Source organism: Bacillus sp. BB51/4, from assembly GCF_008368845.1.
GTDB classification, from domain to species: domain Bacteria; phylum Bacillota; class Bacilli; order Bacillales; family Bacillaceae_G; genus Bacillus_A; species Bacillus_A wiedmannii.
In genome coordinates this window covers 1-19,469 of sequence record NZ_QOSC01000012.1, presented here as the reverse complement: position 1 = coordinate 19,469, position 19,469 = coordinate 1, and the positions used below count along the sequence as shown (strand labels likewise).

Below are 19,469 nucleotides of genomic sequence, written 5' to 3'. Positions count from 1 at the left end.
GTTTACTTTTTCCCTTCCTTCGTGGTAAATGGCATACTTTTAAAAGGGGATTCTTTTATTTTCTTTTGCTTAATTTCTTTGTATAATCCTTCATTTTACTCGTTAACCCTATTAAAGCAGGTAATAATATTGGCATCACAATTATCGCTAATAGTAACAGTGCAACACCAACAACAGATGCTACTTGTATAAGTGTCAATACACCTGAAGGGATTAATGCAGCAAATGTACCAACTAGAATCAGTGCCGCTGATAATACGACTCCCCCTATGTGACGAGATGCATTTACAATTTTCGTCGCTGGGTCCCCTTCTAACTCATTGTATCTCATCATTACAAAAATACTATAATCCACTCCTAAAGCGACAATCATTATGAAACTAAAGAATGGAACATTCCAGCTTAATGAATCTACATGTAAAACATGCGTACTAATTTGTTCACTTATACCTAGTGATGCAAAGTACGCTAATATTAGCGATCCAATAATAAAGATTGTGTTTAATAATGAACGTGTAATCATGATTAATACGATCGCAATGCCAATTAACATAATTGTAGCTGTACGTAAGAAATCTTGGCCTGTTACTTCTTTTAAATCAACGTTTCTAGCTGTTGTGCCACCGATTGCTTTTTTCGCCGATTTTAATTCTGTACCATTTAACGTACCGTCTATCGTTTTATTAATTTCTTCAATGATTGGCATCGCTTCTTTTGAATATGGATTTACGTCTAAAATGATTGTCATTTTAGCAGTCTTTCTATCATGTGACATGTACGTATTCAATGATTTTTGGAAATCTTCTCCCTCTAACACTTCTTTTGGAATATAAAACTTCTCAGAGCTTTTGGATTCATTTAGCTCGCCTAAATATTTCTGTGCGTCATTTAGGCCGTTACTTACTTTTCCAAGCCCTTCTGTACTTTTAGATAAGCCTGATTGTAATTGCCCCATCTTTTCTTGCAAGTCTTTCAGCCCAGTTAATAGCTGGCCTTGCCCATCATTTATTTTTGTTAATCCGGTTTGTAACTCTGATGACTTGTTCGCAATTTGTTTTGAACCTGAAGCACCTTCATTTAATCCATTTTTAAGATCAGCTGCCCCTTTTTGTAATTTAATAACTCCATTGCTCATTTCTTTTAAGCCGTTATCCACTTTCGATAACGATTGATTCGCTTCTTTAAATGACCCCATCGCCGCTTTATGCTGCGTTGCTAATTCATTTAATTCTTTTGATAGTATACTTAATTGCTTTTGAGCCTCTTTAGCAATTCCTATCGTTTGCAGTATGTTCGGATCATTTGCTAATTCTGGTTTCGTTTGAATGAAATTGGTCATTAACATTTCGATTTGTTCGTATCCTTTTTTCGCACCATCAATCGCTTGAGAAATGCTTCCGAAGTATTGATTGTAAGCACTTAAACCTTTTTCTAACTGTGCATAGCCAGCATGAAGCTGTGACGTTGCATTAGATAGGACATTTATATTTTCATTTACTGAAGTTAACCCACTCTCAATTTGCTGTGCTCCTTGTGCCCCATCGTTTATTCCATTCGATAATTGATTCAACGCTGTTCCTAAAGCCGATACACCATTTTCCGCCTCGTTCGTTCCATCAATTAACTTTTGAACATTTGCGAGGCCGTCTGACTCATTACCACCCATTTTATTTTTAGCATCCGTTAAACCATCATTGATTTCTTTTATGCCACCATTGGCATCTCCTAAACCTGTATTCAATTCTCCCGCTTGTTTATTTATATATAGTTCTTTTATCCTTTCACCGGTTGGACGCGTCGGTGAATATACTTCTGAAACACCTTTCACTTTCAAAATCTTATTAGTTAGTTCGTCTAAAGTTTGTAGAGACGTTCCTTCATCTAATTTTTTGTTTGATTGAATCACTAACGTACTTGGTGAAGAAAAACCAGGCGGAAAATGATCTTCTATTACGTTAATCCCCATCTTTGATTCGTACTTATTGTCTACTTCAAATAAGTCATTGTAATTTAGTGTGTTAGAGTATTTCATTACGAAAGGAATCGATATCACAAATACGATGATTAAAGCTGCGAACGGTCTTACTACTGAGTTTTTCGCAAGAAATCCCCATAAACGACTATCCTCATGACCTTTAAATGTTTTAACTGGATAAAACATTCCTTTTCCTAAAAGCACCATAAAAAATGGATTTAACGTAGTTAATACGAGTAATAATACTGCTACACCAATTGCTACGGCTGAAGTAGATTGATATAATTTAAAACTCGCTAAAGCAAGAGATGCAAAACCAATTAGTACTGCTATCCCGCTATATAAAACGGTTTTCCCTGCTGATTTAAACGTTTCTTTCGTAGCCAAAAATGCATTTTCTTGTTTACTTAATTCTTCTTTAAATCTTGTATATAATAAAATGTTATAGTCTGTTCCAACCCCAAACAGGACAACGACTACAAACACTTGTGTAAAGTTAGAAAACGGAAAATTAAATTGATCTACTAAATGGGCAATAATCCCCATTGAAACTAAATATGATACACCAACAGTAAGAAGGGAAACAATCGGAACAATTGGTGAACGAAATACAATGATTAATACAACTAGAATGAAAATGATAGAAATAACTTCTGTCTTCTTCACTCCCTCTTGAGAGGAAGTAAGAAAATCACCCGCTATTAAATCACTTCCTGTTAAGTACGTTTTTACCCCTTTCGTTTGCACTTTTTTATGAAGCCCATTTGCAACTTTTGATATTTCACCATTTTTTTTATTTACAGAGATTTGCGTTAAAATGGTCGTATTGTCTTTAGATATCAACTGTTTTTCCAAATCTTTATTATCTAAATGTGAAACAACTTCCTTAATTCCTAATTGCTCTTTTTCATTTTGTAAAGCATTGATTGTTTTTATTATTTCCTCTTTTTGTTCAGTTGTTAAAGCTGTTTTACTTCCACTATTAAAAACAGCTATAATTTCATACTTTTCAGTCCCGTCTTTATCCATCTCTTTTATCATCTTGTCAGCAATACTACTTTGTTCTGTATTAGGAATCGTAATGTGCCCTTTTTCTTTCACTAATTTATCCATATTAGGCATCGTTACGATCATTGTAATAGTAATAACTATCCATAATAGAAAAGATAAACTTCTCCAATTTTTCAGCTTACTCATTTTAATCATCTCCCATTTTGAAAATTAAAAGGGAATGAATATTCATTCCTATCCTTTTAAAAATACTTTTTTTCGGAATGAACGTTCATTCCTATCATCCTATTACATTATTTTGTAAATTCTATTAAACTACCTTTACCGGAATGAATGTTCATTCCTATCGTTACACAAATATCCTCTCCTACTCTCATGTTTTAAATATATCCAGGAATGAATATTCATTCCTATACTTATTAGCTATAGAATCAAATGATTCTAATAGCGTTCCAAGAACTTTCTTCCAATTCTTTTACTAATTCTTTTGAGTATTCTAATTGTCCTGTTGCAATTACCTTCGTTAGTTTTTCTAGCGGTTGATATACAATAATAATTAAAGCAACTGGAGGCAATGGACGAAGAAAACCTTTTGCGATTCCATCTTCAATAATATTCATAAAGAAGCCTATAAAATCGTCAAATATTTGCTTACTTTGTTCGTCAAGAAAATAACTATCGCAGTGAGAATTTGTAAACAAAAAAGCGTCCACATTGTTTCTCGCAAATTCAAATAAACGGTTGTACGTATGACTAAACTGTTCACGAATATTTGCTTCAACAGGAAAATCCGTTTTTATCATTTCAGAAAGCTCTAACATACTTTTTGAAAATAATGAGTTAACAAGCGCCTCTTTATTTTCAAAGTAGCGATAAATAGTACCCGCACCGACCTTTGCTTTTTCAGCGATCATTGGAATTGTCGTACCATCGTAACCACGCTCTGCGAAAAGTTGCATCGCAGCATCAAAAATATCCTCTTGTTTGTTTTTAGCCATTTTTTCCACCTCTATTTTCAGGAATGAAAATTCATTCCGTTTTTAATTATAAATTACATGGATTAAAAGTCAAGTGCGTGACCAGTATCGTTTCGTTTTTAATCCCTTGTTTGTGAAAAAATTATATGAGCGATTTTCAAGATATATCGACTTACCGACAAAAACTGACAATATAATTTGAGCCGTCCCAAAATTTTATTTGGGACAGCTCAATTTCCTATTTATAACTTAAAAGAAATCATAAATAAATGCTTTACGTACTGGAACTATATTCTCAAACGCTCGTATTTCCTCTTCACTTCCGCTAATTAATTCTAGTTCATTAAGTTCTAACGGACGTTTGTATCCAAACATTATTGTAGATAATGCATTTATATCTAGCCTAATTCCTTTATCCTTTATTTCTTCTTCTATAATTGTTATTTCATGATTTGCAAGCCTCACTGTAACGTTATTCCACGGTGCAAATGAATCTATAATATGTAAAATCACTTCTTGCTGTGCATTGTTCCAATTCAACTCATATTGTTTTAAGAACTGCTCCACATCTACAATTCTGCCCATAAAATATGGCTTTATTTCTGCTTTCACGCGTGGCTCTTTTAGTGTATATAATAACGGTTCATTTTCACTTACTGTCATTTCAAATTCTTTAATCATAGAATCATGCTGACAAATAAAGTTCCACAGACCATTTCGCGCTTCATTATACAGTGGAACAAATTCTTCTACTGTCATTTTATAGTTTTCTATTTTATATAGCATGTAGCCAGCTGCCGTTTTATTTTTATCGTAATAAATCGCTAATGTTAAATCATCATAAACAGCTTGTAACCACCATTTTTCATCGCGAACTAGCATACCGGAAAAACGTTCTGCAAATGTTTCATAAATCTTTTCGACCTCTTCTGGGTGATTTTCTTTATTGAAACGTTTTACAGTACCATTTACTTGTTTTTTCATAACTAAATCACTCTTTGTCATATGACATACAAAGAGATTCGCACAAAGTTCCCAGCCGTATTTACGGTAAAATGAAACAGCAAATGGATGTAGCATTGATACTGTATATCCGTCATTTTTCATCGTTTGAAGTGAGTGTTGAAGCAATTCTTTTACATACCCGCTTCTTCTATACTCTGGATACGTCGCTACCCCTGCAACGCCTCCCATTTTTAATTTTTCTTTGCCTATGTATATATGAAACGGAATAAGATGCAGTTTTGCTGCTACATCTTTCCCTTCCATAATACCGTATATTTCATGACTTTCTTTCATCTTTGTAAGTTGTTGTTGCAATCGTTCCTCATCAACTTTATATTGAAAAGCGTATTCCGATAAGCGTAATGCTTCTCTAAATCTATCTTCTTTTAATCGTATAACGTTCATATATTTCTCCTCCATTCCTTGTTTGAATTGTACCATAATTCTCAATATTCCAGCGCGGTGAATGCAATTATATGGACTTAACGACACGAATCCAATATAAAAAGCAGATACATCCCGTATCTGCTTTTTATTACTTTATTTTGCTAACTTTTGAAGTTCTTCGAAGAATGTAGGATATGATACGCCTACTGCTTCTGCGTCTTCAATTGTTGTTTTTCCTTCTGCTAGACAGCCGGCAATTGCAAGCATCATTCCGATGCGGTGATCACCATAACTATTTACTGTATTGCCTTTTAGTGCTGATTTCCCGTAAATAATCATCCCGTCATCAGTTGCTTCTATGCGCGCTCCTAGTTTCGTTAACTCCGCAACGACTGTATCAATACGGTTCGTTTCTTTTACTTTTAATTCGTGCGCATCTTTAATTACTGTAATTCCTTCTGCTTGCGTTGCCGCTAAGGCGATAACAGGAATTTCATCGATTAATCTTGGGATAATATCTCCGCCAATTTCGATTCCTTTTAATGAAGATGTTTCAATTGTAATATTTGCAGCTGGTTCTGATGCTCCTTCGTTAATTGGCTCTACAGTAAAAGTAGCACCCATTTTCTCTAAAACATCAATAATACCTGTACGAGTTGGATTCATTCCTACATTTTGTAATACTAGTTTACTATTTGGAATAATTGCACCTGCTACTAAGAAAAATGCTGCTGATGATACGTCACCTGGTACTTGAACGTCTGTCGCTGTTAACTTCTGTCCACCTGCAAGTTTCACTGTTTTTCCCTCGCGAGTTACGTTAACACCAAATGCTTCAAGCATTCTTTCCGTATGATCACGTGAAATATGTGGTTCTGTAACAGCTGTTACACCTTCTGCACGAAGACCTGCAAGTAAAATAGCTGACTTTACTTGCGCACTCGCTACAGGTGAAGTGTATTCAATTGCTTTTAAATCTCCACCACGTATTGTTAACGGTGTAAACGTCCCTTCTTCGCGGCCATCAATGTTTGCACCCATTTGTTTTAATGGATTTGTAACACGTTTCATCGGTCTTTTTGCGATAGATGCATCACCTTGTACGCAAGAGAAAAATGGTGTATTTGCCAAAATTCCTGACATTAAACGTATTGTTGTACCAGAATTACCAACATCTAATACAGCTTTCGGTTCTTGTAAGCCTTCTAATCCTTTACCAACTACAGTGACTTCATCACCATTTTGCACGATTTCTACTCCCATTTCTTTAAAGCAAGAAATTGTACTTAAACAGTCTGCACCGGGCAAGAAACCTTTAATTGTTGTTTTTCCTTCTGCAATCGCGCCGAACATGACAGCGCGGTGTGAAATGGATTTATCTCCTGGAATTGTAATAATACCATTTAATCCGTTATTAACAGGTTCTATTGTTCTTTCCTTCATGTTTTCACCTTCTCATTTAAATTGTTTCATAAGTTTGGTATTTTTCTTCTCTAAGCGCTAGCTTTGCTTTCATACGATCTTCTTCTCTTTGGAAGCTAATACGTAATACCCCAAGCAACCCTTCACGTGCTTCTAATATTTGCAAGTTCGTAATACTAATTTCTTCGCGTGCCAAAATACTCGTAATATGAGCCAATGCCCCTACTTTATCTAAAACATCGACGTATAAGTCGTGATAGGCAGGAATTGCCCCTCTCTTTCGTACTGGTAAAGAGTCACGGTATTCTTTCGCGTCTGCAAAATAGTTTTGAATCTCGCCTGCATCTCCGGTAGAAACTGTATCATATAAATCTTCCATTTCAGAGATCCACTCTTTTAATAATACCATTAAATGCTCGCGATTTTGCTTAACAATATCACTCCACATTTTTGGGCTACTAGATGCGATACGTGTAATGTCTTTAAACCCTCCGGCAGCTAGTTGATGAATGAGCGGATTATCTCCTGCATGTTTCTCCACTTGCTTTACTAATCCAGCTGCGATAAGATGCGGAAAATGACTAACGATCCCTGTTACATAATCATGTTCCTCTGTATTTAGAACGAGAAAATGAGATCCTGTTCCTTGTAACCAACGCTTCAGTTCTTCCACATGTTCATTTGGCACATGATTCATCGGCGTTAAAATATAAAATGCATTTTCAAATAAATGTGCTTTTGCACTTTCAACTCCCGTTTTATGAGAACCTGCCATCGGATGTCCACCAATAAAAGAGACTTCCTTTGAAAATAAAGCTTCCGCTTCATTCATGATCGTCCCTTTTGTACTACCAACATCTGTTACAATAACATCTTCTCGTAAATGAAATGACGCTAATTTGTGTAATAACTTCTTCGTTTCTTCAACTGGAGAAGCAAACACAATTAAATGCGCCTCTTCACATGCATGCTGTAAATCTACTGCTACTTCATCTACTACATGTAATTCTTTTGCACGCTCTACTTGTTCTTGAAATATATCATAACCTGTTATCGTTACATCGTGCTCTTTCTTAATTGCTAATGCGAGAGAGCCTCCGATTAAACCAGTTCCAATTAAAACTACCTTTTTACGCATTTTCCTCATCTCGAGACTTTCTTTTTTTATTTTCAAAGTGTTGTTTTAACACTGAAATCACTCCTTCATTTTGCTCCCTTGTTCCGACTGTAATACGGACACCATTTGGGAACGGACGAATAATAAATCCTGCGTGTGCACAAGCTTCATAAATCTCCCCAGCATTCTCAACTGGCAAGAAGATGAAATTTGTTTGCGATGGATAAAACGGAATTTCATTTTCTTTACAAAAGCTTTCGTATTGTTGTAATCCCTCTGTATTCACACGAACTATTTCCTCAATAAACTCGTCATCACCAAAAGCAATCGTCGCTGCTTTTTGCGCTAATGAAGATACGTTAAATGGCAAACGTACGACATTTAATTTCTCGATTAGCTCTTCCTGTCCAATTGCATATCCAACGCGGAAAGAAGCTAATCCGTACGCTTTAGAAAATGTTCTAAGTACAAGAATGTTTTTATGTTTTTCTAAAAGCGGTAATGTCTCTGGGAAATCCTTTGCTGTTACGTATTCATAGTACGCTTCATCAATGACAATTAACGTATTTTCACTAATACCTTCAATAAATTGAGTCAATTTTCGATCATTCACATATGTGCCTGTCGGGTTGTTCGGATTACAAATCCATACGATTTTCGTATTATTATTTATTGCTGACGAAATTTCGTCTAAATCGTATACACCGTTATTTAAAGGGATTTCTTTCACTTCACAACCTTCAATAATTGCATGATGACGGTACTGCGGGAATGTTGCACCAGCCGTTACGATGTTATCTCCTGCTTTAAGTACTGCACGGCTTATTATTTGAATGACTTCATCTAAACCACTACCGCAAAGTATTTGTTCCATTTGAACATGTAACTTATTTGCAATTGTTTGACGGAGTGCTGTAGCACCTCCGTCAGGATATAAAGCATGTTCCAACCACGATTTTTGCAACTCATCTAAAACACGTGGTGAGCAGCCGAATGGATTTTCATTTGATGCTAATTTGACAAATGAATGATCTCCGTACACTTCTTTCATTTGTTCAGGTGATTTACCTGGTTTATATGGTTGTAATGATGATAGTTGATCTTTTACTTGCATGTTAAAACCACCTTTTTATTAAAATTCTTTTGCGTATTTATTATGTTGCGTAATGTTTTGCTGAATTAAATCCATACGATCTTTTCCGAATTGTTCGACTAGTGCATGTGCAAGTTCCCATGCTATAACAGATTCAGCTACTACACCTGCTGCTGGTACTGCACAACTATCAGATCTTTCAATACTCGCTTGGAATGCTTCTTTCGTATCAATATCAACGCTTGCTAACGGTTTGTATAATGTAGGTATTGGCTTCATAACACCTCTTACGACAATTGGCATTCCTGTTGTCATACCGCCTTCTAAACCGCCGGCATTATTCGTTTTTCTCGTGTATCCATTTTCTTCATCCCATAATATCTCATCGTGTACTTTACTTCCTGGCTGTCTTGCTGCTTCAAAACCAACGCCAATTTCAGCACCTTTAAATGCATTAATACTCATAATTGCACCAGCAAGTTTTGCATCTAATTTACGATCGTAATGAACGTAACTACCAACGCCAATTGGCATACCTTCTGCAATGACTTCAACAATACCGCCGATTGAATCCCCACTACTTTTAGCGTTATCTATCGCATCCATCATCTCTTGTTCTACTTCTTTATCTAAACATCGAACTGGTGAATTTTCAGTAATCGTTTGAATTTCTTCTATTGGTAAGTTTGAAATTCGTTTCGCTTGTACCCCACCAATTTCAAGAACATGCCCTGCAATTTCTACGCCTAATTCTTTCAAAATTTGTTTCGCAACTGCACCAGCAGCTACGCGAACTGTCGTTTCTCTTGCAGATGAGCGCTCTAATACGTTTCTTATATCACGATGTCCATATTTAATTGCACCGTTTAAATCTGCATGTCCTGGACGTGGTTTTGTAATTGTACGTTTCATATCTTTACTTTCTTTTTCCGAAATTGGCTCTGCACCCATTACTTTCGTCCAATGTTTGAAATCATCATTTTTAACGATTAACGTTATTGGTGAGCCAAGTGTCATCCCATGACGAACACCACTTACAATTTCAACTGTATCAGTTTCTATTTGCATGCGTCTTCCGCGTCCGTGCCCTTTTTGTCTTCTTAATAATTCTTTATTAATATGTTCCGATGTTAATGTTAAACCTGCTGGTACACCTTCTAAAATAACTGTTAACTGCGGTCCATGTGATTCTCCAGCTGTAATGTATCTCATTTCTCTTGCCCCTTTACTATTTTTTTGTACAAAAAAGTCCCTACTGAGCGCTCAGTAGGGACGATGTTTATCGCGGTACCACCCTAGTTGTAGACAACTATCGTCTACCTCTCTTCTTCTGTAACGATCGTTTGACCGTCTTTCCCTCCAAAAGTTGGCGGAAAAGATGCTCCAAGGCTGTAATTCATGCTTATCTTTGTACTGATTCACACCGACCATCAGCTCTCTTTAACAGTGAGATAAGCACTACTGTCTCCTCTTCAGCGCATATATGATATGGAATTAAGATAATTTATTTTTGAAACCTTTTAACTCATCCATGAATCTATGGAATTCTGGAATATCCATTTGTTGTGCAGAATCTGATAATGCAACCGCTGGGTCTGGGTGTACTTCAGCCATTACTGCATCTGCGCCAATTGCAAGCGCTGCTTTCGCTGTTGGTAATAATAAATCTCTGCGTCCAGTTGAATGCGTTACGTCAACGATTACTGGTAAATGTGTTTCTTTCTTTAAAATCGGTACTGCTGAAATGTCTAATGTGTTACGTGTCGCTCTTTCGTATGTGCGGATACCACGCTCACATAGAATAATTTGGTCGTTACCTTGTGCAATGATGTACTCAGCTGCGTTAATGAACTCATCAATTGTTGCTGCTAATCCACGTTTTAATAATACTGGCTTGTTAACTTTACCTACAGCTCGTAATAAATCGAAGTTTTGCATGTTACGTGCACCAACTTGAATGACATCAACGTAGTCTAGCGCCATTTCAACATCGTTCGGATTTAAGATTTCACTAATGATCGCTAAGTCGAACTCATCTGCTACTTGGCGTAAAATTTGTAATCCTTCTACTCCTAAACCTTGGAAATCGTATGGAGATGTTCTTGGTTTGAAAGCACCACCGCGCATTAATTTTAGACCTTGGTCTTTCATCGCTTGCCCTACTTGGCGAACTTGCTCTAAGCTTTCTACCGCACAAGGTCCCATGATGAACGTTTGTGTTCCGTTTCCAATCAATTCACCTTTTACATTAACGATTGTATTTTCTTGTTTCTTTTTACGTGATACTAGTAATGCTTTACGGTTATCATCTTCTTGTAATTCTAAGCTAGCTTTGAAGATTGTTTTGAAAATGTGTTGAACTGTTGACGTTTCGAATGGTCCTTCGTTATGCTCTGCGATCATATCAAGTACTTCACGCTCACGTACTGGATCAAAACGTTTCGTACCTTGTACTTGCTTTTGCTCCCCAATTTTTTGAACGATTTCACCACGTTTGTTTAAAAGGTGTAATAGTTGTAAGTTAATTTCATCTACCTGTTTACGTAATTGATCTAATTCATGATTTGCCATTTGGAAATCCTCCTCTAATGTTTTAAAAGTATAGTAAGAGAATGAAAAATTCTCTATTTTCTGAACTGATAAATTATACAAAATTTAAGTGGAATCGATACCTCTTCTTATTTTAAACAAATACTTACTATAAGGACACTATCAACTCAATCAAAACCCACTTTTTTGTACAAAAAATCCCTACTGATCCAATCAGTAGGGACGATATTTATCGCGGTACCACCCTAGTTGTAGACTTATTTCGTCTACCTCTCTTCATTGTTAACGATCATCTGACCGTCTTTCCCTTCATAAAGACAATACTATCTTTACTACGAAAAAGATGCTCTAGGACTGTAATTCGCTCTTGTTTTTGTACTGGTTCGCACCAACCACCAGCTCTCTGTTACAGGGAAACAACAACTACTGCTTTTCCTTTCAACGCATATATATTTAATTTTCAAGTTAGACCACTAAAATACAAAAAGTCCCTACTGAATAAATCAGTAGGGACGATATTTATCGCGGTACCACCCTAGTTGTAGACTAACTTTCCGTCTACCTCTCTTCGCTGTTAACGATCAATTGACCGCTTTTTCTTCATAAAGACAATACTATCTTTACTACGAAAAAGATGCTCCAAGACTGTAATTCATGATTATCCCTGTACTGGTTCACACCAACCACCAGCTCTCTGTTACAGTAAGACTAACCACTACTGTGATCTCTTCATTGCACTTTGTTTATTCAAATGTTTTTGAAATTGAATAAGTATGATTCGTATTATAGAACGCTTTTCAAAACACTGTCAACAACTTTTTATATTTTTTTTAAAATTCCACTTCCGTCCTACATTTCTTCTTGTAAATTCTCCATAACAATTCCGATGCGAATTATCTCATTATCTATTGCATTTAATACATATTTTTCTACTCCATACTGGATTAATATTTCTTTTATTTGAATGATTTCATTTTCAAGTAAATCGGCTTCTTGAAGCGTTTGTAGTAAAGTGAAAAATACATTTGCATACAATTCTTTATACATTTTTATACTCTCTGTCTTTTCAAGCATTTCATTAAACAACTGTTTTAACTCCGTTTGATTCCCTTTTCCAACCAAACCTGAAAATGTTTTTATTATAGATAATCCTCTTTCTACTATTTCATCCATAAATAAAATAATACGCAAAAGCATTACATATTCTCTAGCTGTGATTTCACCCATTTTCGGTCGCTCTCGCAAAAATACACTGAGCCAAGATGCCCAAAATTTTTGTTGTTCTTTTGCACTTAACGTTTTGACGTAATAGCATAAAAACTGCATAAATTTAATTTTATTTTCTTCATTTTCTCGTATAAGTAACGGGTATAACCAATCTGTTTTTTGCTCCCAATACAGTACACATTTAATAAATACAAAACTGAGCCATTTCAAGAAAGCTTCCCTCGTATGCGGATGTAATACTTCCAAATGTTCTACTGCATACTTAATAAATCGTTTCATTTCTGTAAATAAAGGTAAATTGATTTGCGTGTAACATAAGCCTGCCCATGCATATTTCGTAATCTCATTTTCTTTCTTTAAATCTAAGCATGGCAACAAATATTTTCGGCACCATTGCTTCTCAATATGATAAAGAAATGTAACATCTGCTACTAAACGAGCTAACATAAAATTTGTCCGTTCTTTACTAACTCTTACTTGTTCTTCAAATAAAAATAAATATTCATATACATTACGATCGTATAAATGATCATATGATAACAGTTTTAATAATACAGCTGTCATTTTCCCAACAGGATGCTGGATCGATTCATTGTAAAAGTCTTGTTTTCCAAGCTTAAAATCTGTATCACTTTTCATTACTTGAGGGAATACCGAAAAAGCAAAACGTTTCACACTGCGTATACTATTTTCCTCTAACTCTTCTAATCGATTACTAATTTCATATAGAAAGCTACTAATTAACCAATGAAAAGAAGTATTTCTAACAAATTTCTGTAATAGCGGAATTACTTTTTGGATTTGTTCATTTGTCAATCCTCGATTATTTCGCCACTCTCTAATACAAACAAACCATACTTCATTACTTATTTCGTGCGTACCAACTAATTGATAGGCAAATGAAATACTCCATTCTATATTCAACTTACATGCTTTCGATAACATCTCTAAAAAATGGCGTTGTTCAAAAACACCATCTTGAGAAAATTGACGAACTTGCTTCATAATTTCATCGTCTTTCAACTGCAATAATCCATCAGCAGTTACATTGCAAGTAATACTTTGATCTGCCGTCTCTTTCTTTTGTACACTATATCGATCAGAATGAAAGTGAGGATGTTTTTGCTTCATTAACTCATAACCTTTTGCTGTAGATGGACTATTCGAATCACAAGTGAATAATAAATCTAAAACTAAACAAGCATCAAATGCTCTCGCCTCTGCAAGGTCCTTCAATACAATTTGAATAACCTCTTCCTTTGTTTTTTCTAAAGAGTGTGCGAAATGATTTTTTATAAGTTGAAAAACTTCGTGTTTATACGTGACATCTAAAAGAAGTCCTTCCTGTAACAACCATTTCATTTTGGCATCGGCGCTAACGAATATATTTTTATTCATCGCATCAATTGCAATTCGGTTCTGAAGCATGCTGTTTGCTTCTATCATTTCTGTAATATAATAATTTGCTTTTTTTTCATTATTTTCACACAAATAGGCTAAACACTCTTTTACAGTTTGAATTAAAAATGCAAGATCATTTTGCTGAAACTCTTTTTCAACATTTTCCTTATCCTTTTTTTTCAGTGCCGTTTGTCGTAGTGATAACATTCGCATCTTCTCTATTCCCATCATCATAATTGGTACGGCGTAATAGGAAATATGAGGTTTCATCTTCTCATTCCAAATTTGCTCCACATAAGAAAATGTAGACACTGGTAAACGACTCGATTCCTCAAGTTCTATTGATTCTTGCGTATCATTTCCCCATTTTCTTTCCCGCTTCAATTTCAGTTTTCCGTCCAAAATAAACGTTAGTAATAATAAAGCAATTTCTTTATGCTCAGGAAAAGAACATTTTTGCAGTAAGCAAGAAATTTTTTCAATAGATTTACTATCTTTTTCAGCTGTTTCTAATAAAAGAAGTGTCCATCTTGCAAACAACAACGGGTCCATTTTAATTTTCGTTTCGTTTAAGTAGCTACAAATTGTTCTCCATAATAACGGAGATATTTTAGAATGATTTTTAAAAATTAATTGAAATAATTCTTTTTGATGACTAAAAAGAAATTGTTCCACCAACCATTCTGCAAGTAATTCATCTACCTCATTATCGTTTGATGTAACTAAAAATAAATTTTGTAATTTCCCTTCTGCTTCAAGCCATTCCACCCATTCATAATCATGAGCGAATTCAACAAAGTAGCGGACTGTTTCAATTTTTTTTATGGATTGTTTTATGTACGATAATTGTTCCTGCTCTACTGACGGTGGAACTGTTACTATGTCACGAATCCGCATTCGTTTTGTAATATAATTATCTCCCATTAATTCTGCCCATCGCTTCACTGCTTTAACAAGAGATTGATGATTATTACCTTTATTCGGGTATACAATCGGCCGTATTCCTAAATGCTCCCAATGGTACGTATTTTCCCCTTGTGCAACAAATGCATAACGCCTTGTACTTGGCGGTAAACCAGTAGCCAAATATTTCATTACTGGGTCATTATGGCTATATCCAACGAATAAAACAGTATAATTCGAGAATAAATCAACTAAAAACCTTCTTGCCCAGCCTTCGGTCAAGTAAGCCCTTCCAAAATCACCATCTGTTAAAATTAAAGCTTCTTTCTCTTGTTCTATATTGCCATGTATGTAAGCGAGTCCTTTAAACGCTCTACCTGTAGGTAACGCAGGTGCGTAATATACGTTTAATTCTCTATTCATTTCTTTCATCGCAGTTGTAAAATGCCGATCAAAATTTGTCGTGACAATGCGGACTTCCGTATCTAAAGGAAACAACCTCGGAATCGCATAATGAAGCGGATTCGGCTTTGATTTTTCAATATGAACTAAATCTCTTGCAACTTGATGTATATCTTTTGTTTTCGCAATTTTACCAAGATAATAATCATGAGGTTCTGTTATTTCACGCGTTTCTACATATAACGTTTTCGCAATCTCATCAACTAGATCATCAAAATTCGGTAAGTTTGATTTCCCTTTCATAGAAACTCCCGCTCCAACAAATAGTACTAACTTTCCTTGTTCAAGATGATCAATTAACTCCTCTGGAATTTCTACTTCTGAAGTAATCCACATCATGGATTCCCCCTTGCCTAAAAATGTCATATACTCTCATTTTACTATAACATTTTTTCTTTTTTTTTTTAATATTTAGACAAAAAATGAACATGAAAAAGTTTTATGTAAATATATTCGTTACAATGTATGAACTCCTAAATTTATTGTAAAACTATGTATAAATCGGAGGTGTAAATATTGAATGGTTTTACTGTAGTACTTATCAAATTTATATCGTGCATTATCGCATTTAGTATTGGACTCGCTTTATTTTTCCCTGCAACGTTCGTCCAAATTATTTCATTTAGTCTCTTTGTTACAATCGTTTCCTATATGTTCGTCGATAAAATCATATTAAACCGAATAGGCAATACCGGTGCCATTATGTCGGATTTCTTACTAACGTATTTAAGCGTATGGATTTTCGGTAATATTTTATTAGACAATTACATGCAAATTGCATGGGGGAGTTTCCTTTCCGCTACTGTCTTTACATTATCTGAAGTAATCGTTCATCGCTTTTCTAACTCACACACAAGGCACAACAACGATAACATTCATATTAATCGCCGCTTTGCATATGGTACGGAATTTGCTGAAGAACAGAATGTATTGGATAAAGATAAGAAGAAATAACATTTTGATGCAGGAGCGCCCTTTTTAATTATGTGGTGCTCCTTTTTTGTATTTTTTCATTATGGTACGTGAAATTATATAAACGACTATTTCAAAATATCGACTTACCGACAATATTTAACGCTATTTTTCTAATAAAAAAACTGCCTCTTATTTAGAGGCAGCCACTTTCAAGTCTTTTAATGCAATAACATCCGCAAACGCTCCCAATACTGTGTTATGATGTTTCACAATATCTTCAGCACGTAACACTTCTGTATTAAATGTACTATGCGCATCACTCACTAACGTTACTTTATATCCTTCACTACATGCTCTGCGCGTTGTCGTATCTACACAATACTCTGTTTGCATTCCCGAAAGAATAACGTGTTCAATTCCTTTCTCTTGTAACACTTCGCTTAAGTTTGTCTTATGGAATGAATCTGGCGTCGTCTTTTCAACAATATTATCCCCTTCTTGCGGAGTGATGGTCGCATGGATTCGCCATCCATCCGTACCTTTTTCTAACGGATGGTCTTTAGGACCATTATGTTGGACATAAATAACTGGAATATCATTTGAACGACATTCCCCAATAAGCTCTTGCAATGTTTGTAAAAACTTTTCCCCATTATGTACTGGCATTCCAGCTGTATACATACCGGCTTGCACATCAATTACGATTAATGCTTTTTTCATTTCGCACAGCTCCCTTCGTTTATATAAGCCATTGCATATTCATTATAATTGTTTGTATTCCATCATCCAACAATCTTCTAGTTTCCCCTCATGCAGCTCATGTTCCTTTAAAATCTTTACTTTTTTAAATCCGCATTTTTCATAACACTTTATCGCTCGTTCATTATTTACTTTCGGATCCATTGTGATTGCTTCTGCTCCCATTTCACCCATAATGTATGTAATTGCTGCCTGAACGAGTTTTTGCCCAATTCCTTTTCCCCAATAGGCTGGTTCACCGATAAATTGGTCCATTCCCCATACATCTTGTGATTCTTTATAGCCATATAACACTTTCCACTCTGAATCAACTGGGTACATTTGTATGTAACCAATCGGAACGGTATCAAATTCTATTAAACATCTTTTTTCATTACTGTTTGGATTATGTATAAAATGATCAAGCACCTTTTCTACAGATTGCGGATTATCTCGTCCTTCGTAATACCGCAGGACTGCTGGGTCCGTTAACCATTTAGAAATGATAGATGCATCATCTTCCATTACGTATCTAATCAATAAACCTTCTTTTTGAAAAAGCATATTATACCTCTATTATTCCTTTATATTTTTTCTTGATGTTATATCTTTCATTGCACCTACTAATGCATATGGTAGTAATGTAATCGCAAAAAATGCTGTAAATACGTTAAATTGCGGGATTGTATAGAGTGTGAACCATTCAGTGAAAAATTGAGAATTTAATATTCTATTAAAAAACTCTCCGCCTGGCCTAAAGTTTGGTGCCCACGCAGTTATTTCACACAAAATAAACAGTAACTGAACAATAAAAAATGCCCCTAGATAACGAAACCAAGTCCGTTTCCATATAGGTTGTGCATTTTTTAATATATCCCCCATCTAATCCCCTCCTTAAATATCCATCATATTAATTATACACTTTCCTCACTTTATTTGTTAAAATTTTCTATATAATTAATACCGTTGGGGGAATACATTATGTCTAAACCTATACTTACATCCACTTTAATCATTCTTAGAGGAAACTCCGCAAGTGGTAAAACAACGATTGCAAAGCAACTACAAAAACATTTCGGACAAGGTACACTTTTAGTATCACAGGATGTTGTGCGTAGAGATATGCTTAGAGTACACGACACAATGGGTAATTTATCACATGATTTACTATTTGAAATTACAAAGTACGGAAAAGGAAAATGTGAATTTGTTATTTTAGAAGGTATATTGAACAGTCGTAGGTATGGTGAGATGTTAAAAGAATTAATGCGTTATTTTGATGAAAATGCATTTACATATTAATTTGATTTATTACTCGAGGAAACTATTAGACGACATAACACAAGGGGCAAACGACATGAATTTGGTGAAGATTCCCTACAAAAATGGTATAATCCGCACGATACAATTGAGGTTGCCAGAGAAACTATTTTTACAGATAACTTTACGCAAAAAGATATATTTGATGCAATTCTTAATGATGTTGCGATCAAAAAACAAGCCTAACATAATATGTTAGGCTTGTTATGTACTTTGTGTTTCCGTTTTTATAATTGAACAATCTTTACATAAATAATAGTATATATTCATTTCCCCGAACTGGAAATCAACTACTGGAATAAGTTCACGTTCCTCTATATCTTGTGTAATTGTAGCAACATACATACTTCCACTAAAAAAATAAAAGCCAGCCTCAATAAAGAGAACTGACTTCTATTTGGATCATTATAGTTACTATAAAATTTTTACTTTAACAGTTTTTCTTCCCCAATTCATAGCTTTACTTTTTGACCCCATTAATACATCAATACGATTACCTTTAATTGCGCTTCCAGTATCACCAGCGATAGCTTCTCCATAACCTTCTACCCATACTTTAGATCCTAATGGGATTACTTTCGGGTCAACTGCGATAATTCTCATATTCGGATTTACCGTTAAATCATGCCCCATAGCAGTTAAAACGCGTCCACCATATGTACCATTTTCACTTGGATCAGCAGTATACGCTGTCGCTACTACCGTTAATTCACGTTTAGCAGACTGTATGTTGTTTTTTGATACTTCTTTCGCTCTCTCTTCTTCTTTAGCCTTTGCTATTTCTCTTGCTCTCTCTTCTTCTTTAGCTTTTGCTTTTGCTATTTCTCTTGCTCTCTCTTCTTCTTTAGCTTTTGCTATTTCTCTTGCTCTCTCTTCTTCTTTAGCTTTTGCTATTTCTTGCGCTTTTTCTTCTTCTTTAGCTTTTACTTCTTCTTTAACTTTTGCCTCTTCTTTAGGTTTTACTAT

Annotated in this window: 14 protein-coding genes, 1 pseudogene and 3 other annotated features; of the genes and pseudogenes, 2 read left to right on the top strand and 13 right to left on the bottom strand. The window is 35.1% G+C overall.

The annotated features are described in order from the left end of the window. Positions 1 to 55: 55 nt before the first annotated feature. The 9 genes from DN392_RS14670 to DN392_RS14630 all read right to left on the bottom strand — a co-directional run bounded on the left by DN392_RS14670 (position 56) and on the right by DN392_RS14630 (position 15,866). Positions 56 to 3,172, bottom strand: coding sequence for an MMPL family transporter (locus DN392_RS14670; RefSeq protein WP_142292464.1), 3,117 nt, complete (start codon positions 3,170 to 3,172; stop codon positions 56 to 58). Positions 3,173 to 3,417: 245 nt separating this feature from the next. Next, positions 3,418 to 3,984 carry a TetR/AcrR family transcriptional regulator gene (locus tag DN392_RS14665; RefSeq protein ID WP_001107302.1) on the bottom strand — a complete coding sequence of 189 codons (567 nt, stop codon included), beginning with the start codon at positions 3,982 to 3,984 and terminating at the stop codon, positions 3,418 to 3,420. Positions 3,985 to 4,212: 228 nt separating this feature from the next. Beyond that, positions 4,213 to 5,373, bottom strand: coding sequence for a GNAT family N-acetyltransferase (locus tag DN392_RS14660; RefSeq protein WP_001100977.1), 1,161 nt, complete (start codon positions 5,371 to 5,373; stop codon positions 4,213 to 4,215). Positions 5,374 to 5,508: 135 nt separating this feature from the next. After that, positions 5,509 to 6,798: a 3-phosphoshikimate 1-carboxyvinyltransferase gene (aroA, locus tag DN392_RS14655; protein ID WP_000664597.1), complete on the bottom strand. Its 1,290-nt coding sequence runs from the start codon at positions 6,796 to 6,798 to the stop codon at positions 5,509 to 5,511. Between the two features lie 16 nt (positions 6,799 to 6,814). Then, positions 6,815 to 7,915, bottom strand: coding sequence for a prephenate dehydrogenase (tyrA, locus tag DN392_RS14650; RefSeq protein ID WP_001228146.1), 1,101 nt, complete (start codon positions 7,913 to 7,915; stop codon positions 6,815 to 6,817). Continuing rightward, positions 7,908 to 9,008, bottom strand: coding sequence for a histidinol-phosphate transaminase (gene hisC, locus DN392_RS14645; RefSeq protein ID WP_061673331.1), 1,101 nt, complete (start codon positions 9,006 to 9,008; stop codon positions 7,908 to 7,910). Before hisC ends, tyrA begins: the two co-directional genes overlap by 8 nt. An 18-nt stretch (positions 9,009 to 9,026) precedes the next feature. Beyond that, positions 9,027 to 10,199: a chorismate synthase gene (aroC, locus tag DN392_RS14640; protein ID WP_061673330.1), complete on the bottom strand. Its 1,173-nt coding sequence runs from the start codon at positions 10,197 to 10,199 to the stop codon at positions 9,027 to 9,029. A gap of 53 nt (positions 10,200 to 10,252) precedes the next feature. Beyond that, positions 10,253 to 10,472, bottom strand: a binding site (T-box leader). A gap of 9 nt (positions 10,473 to 10,481) precedes the next feature. Continuing rightward, positions 10,482 to 11,558, bottom strand: coding sequence for a bifunctional 3-deoxy-7-phosphoheptulonate synthase/chorismate mutase (locus DN392_RS14635; RefSeq protein WP_001273578.1), 1,077 nt, complete (start codon positions 11,556 to 11,558; stop codon positions 10,482 to 10,484). Between the two features lie 194 nt (positions 11,559 to 11,752). Beyond that, positions 11,753 to 11,988 (bottom strand) — a binding site (T-box leader). A gap of 54 nt (positions 11,989 to 12,042) precedes the next feature. Then, positions 12,043 to 12,279 (bottom strand) — a binding site (T-box leader). 107 nt (positions 12,280 to 12,386) lie between these two features. Next, complete coding sequence (locus DN392_RS14630; protein WP_064449467.1) at positions 12,387 to 15,866, bottom strand: DUF4020 domain-containing protein; 3,480 nt, start codon at positions 15,864 to 15,866, stop codon at positions 12,387 to 12,389. A gap of 180 nt (positions 15,867 to 16,046) precedes the next feature. Between DN392_RS14630 and DN392_RS14625 the strand changes: the two genes are divergently transcribed. Further along, the gene (locus tag DN392_RS14625; RefSeq protein WP_001013096.1) at positions 16,047 to 16,484 is read left to right on the top strand and encodes a YndM family protein; all 438 of its coding nucleotides are present in this window, start codon (positions 16,047 to 16,049) and stop codon (positions 16,482 to 16,484) included. Between the two features lie 150 nt (positions 16,485 to 16,634). Here DN392_RS14625 and DN392_RS14615 read toward each other — a convergent pair whose 3' ends face one another. Genes DN392_RS14615 through DN392_RS14605 form a run of 3 tightly spaced genes read right to left on the bottom strand, consistent with a single transcriptional unit; the run spans position 16,635 to position 18,065 of the window. Continuing rightward, entirely contained in the window at positions 16,635 to 17,165 is a 531-nt protein-coding gene (locus DN392_RS14615; RefSeq protein WP_064057085.1) for a cysteine hydrolase family protein, read from the bottom strand. Between the two features lie 42 nt (positions 17,166 to 17,207). Next, on the bottom strand, positions 17,208 to 17,747 hold the full coding sequence (locus DN392_RS14610; protein WP_064057084.1) for a GNAT family N-acetyltransferase: 540 nt from the start codon (positions 17,745 to 17,747) through the stop codon (positions 17,208 to 17,210). Between the two features lie 12 nt (positions 17,748 to 17,759). Next, positions 17,760 to 18,065, bottom strand: coding sequence for a YfzA family protein (locus DN392_RS14605; RefSeq protein WP_063675468.1), 306 nt, complete (start codon positions 18,063 to 18,065; stop codon positions 17,760 to 17,762). Between the two features lie 99 nt (positions 18,066 to 18,164). Here DN392_RS14605 and DN392_RS14600 point away from each other — a divergent pair. After that, positions 18,165 to 18,689 (top strand): annotated as a pseudogene (locus tag DN392_RS14600) (kinase). Between the two features lie 228 nt (positions 18,690 to 18,917). Here DN392_RS14600 and DN392_RS14595 read toward each other — a convergent pair. Next, positions 18,918 to 19,469, bottom strand: a 552-nt coding sequence (locus tag DN392_RS14595; protein WP_255447973.1) for a 3D domain-containing protein, incomplete at its 5' end; no start/stop codon positions are given.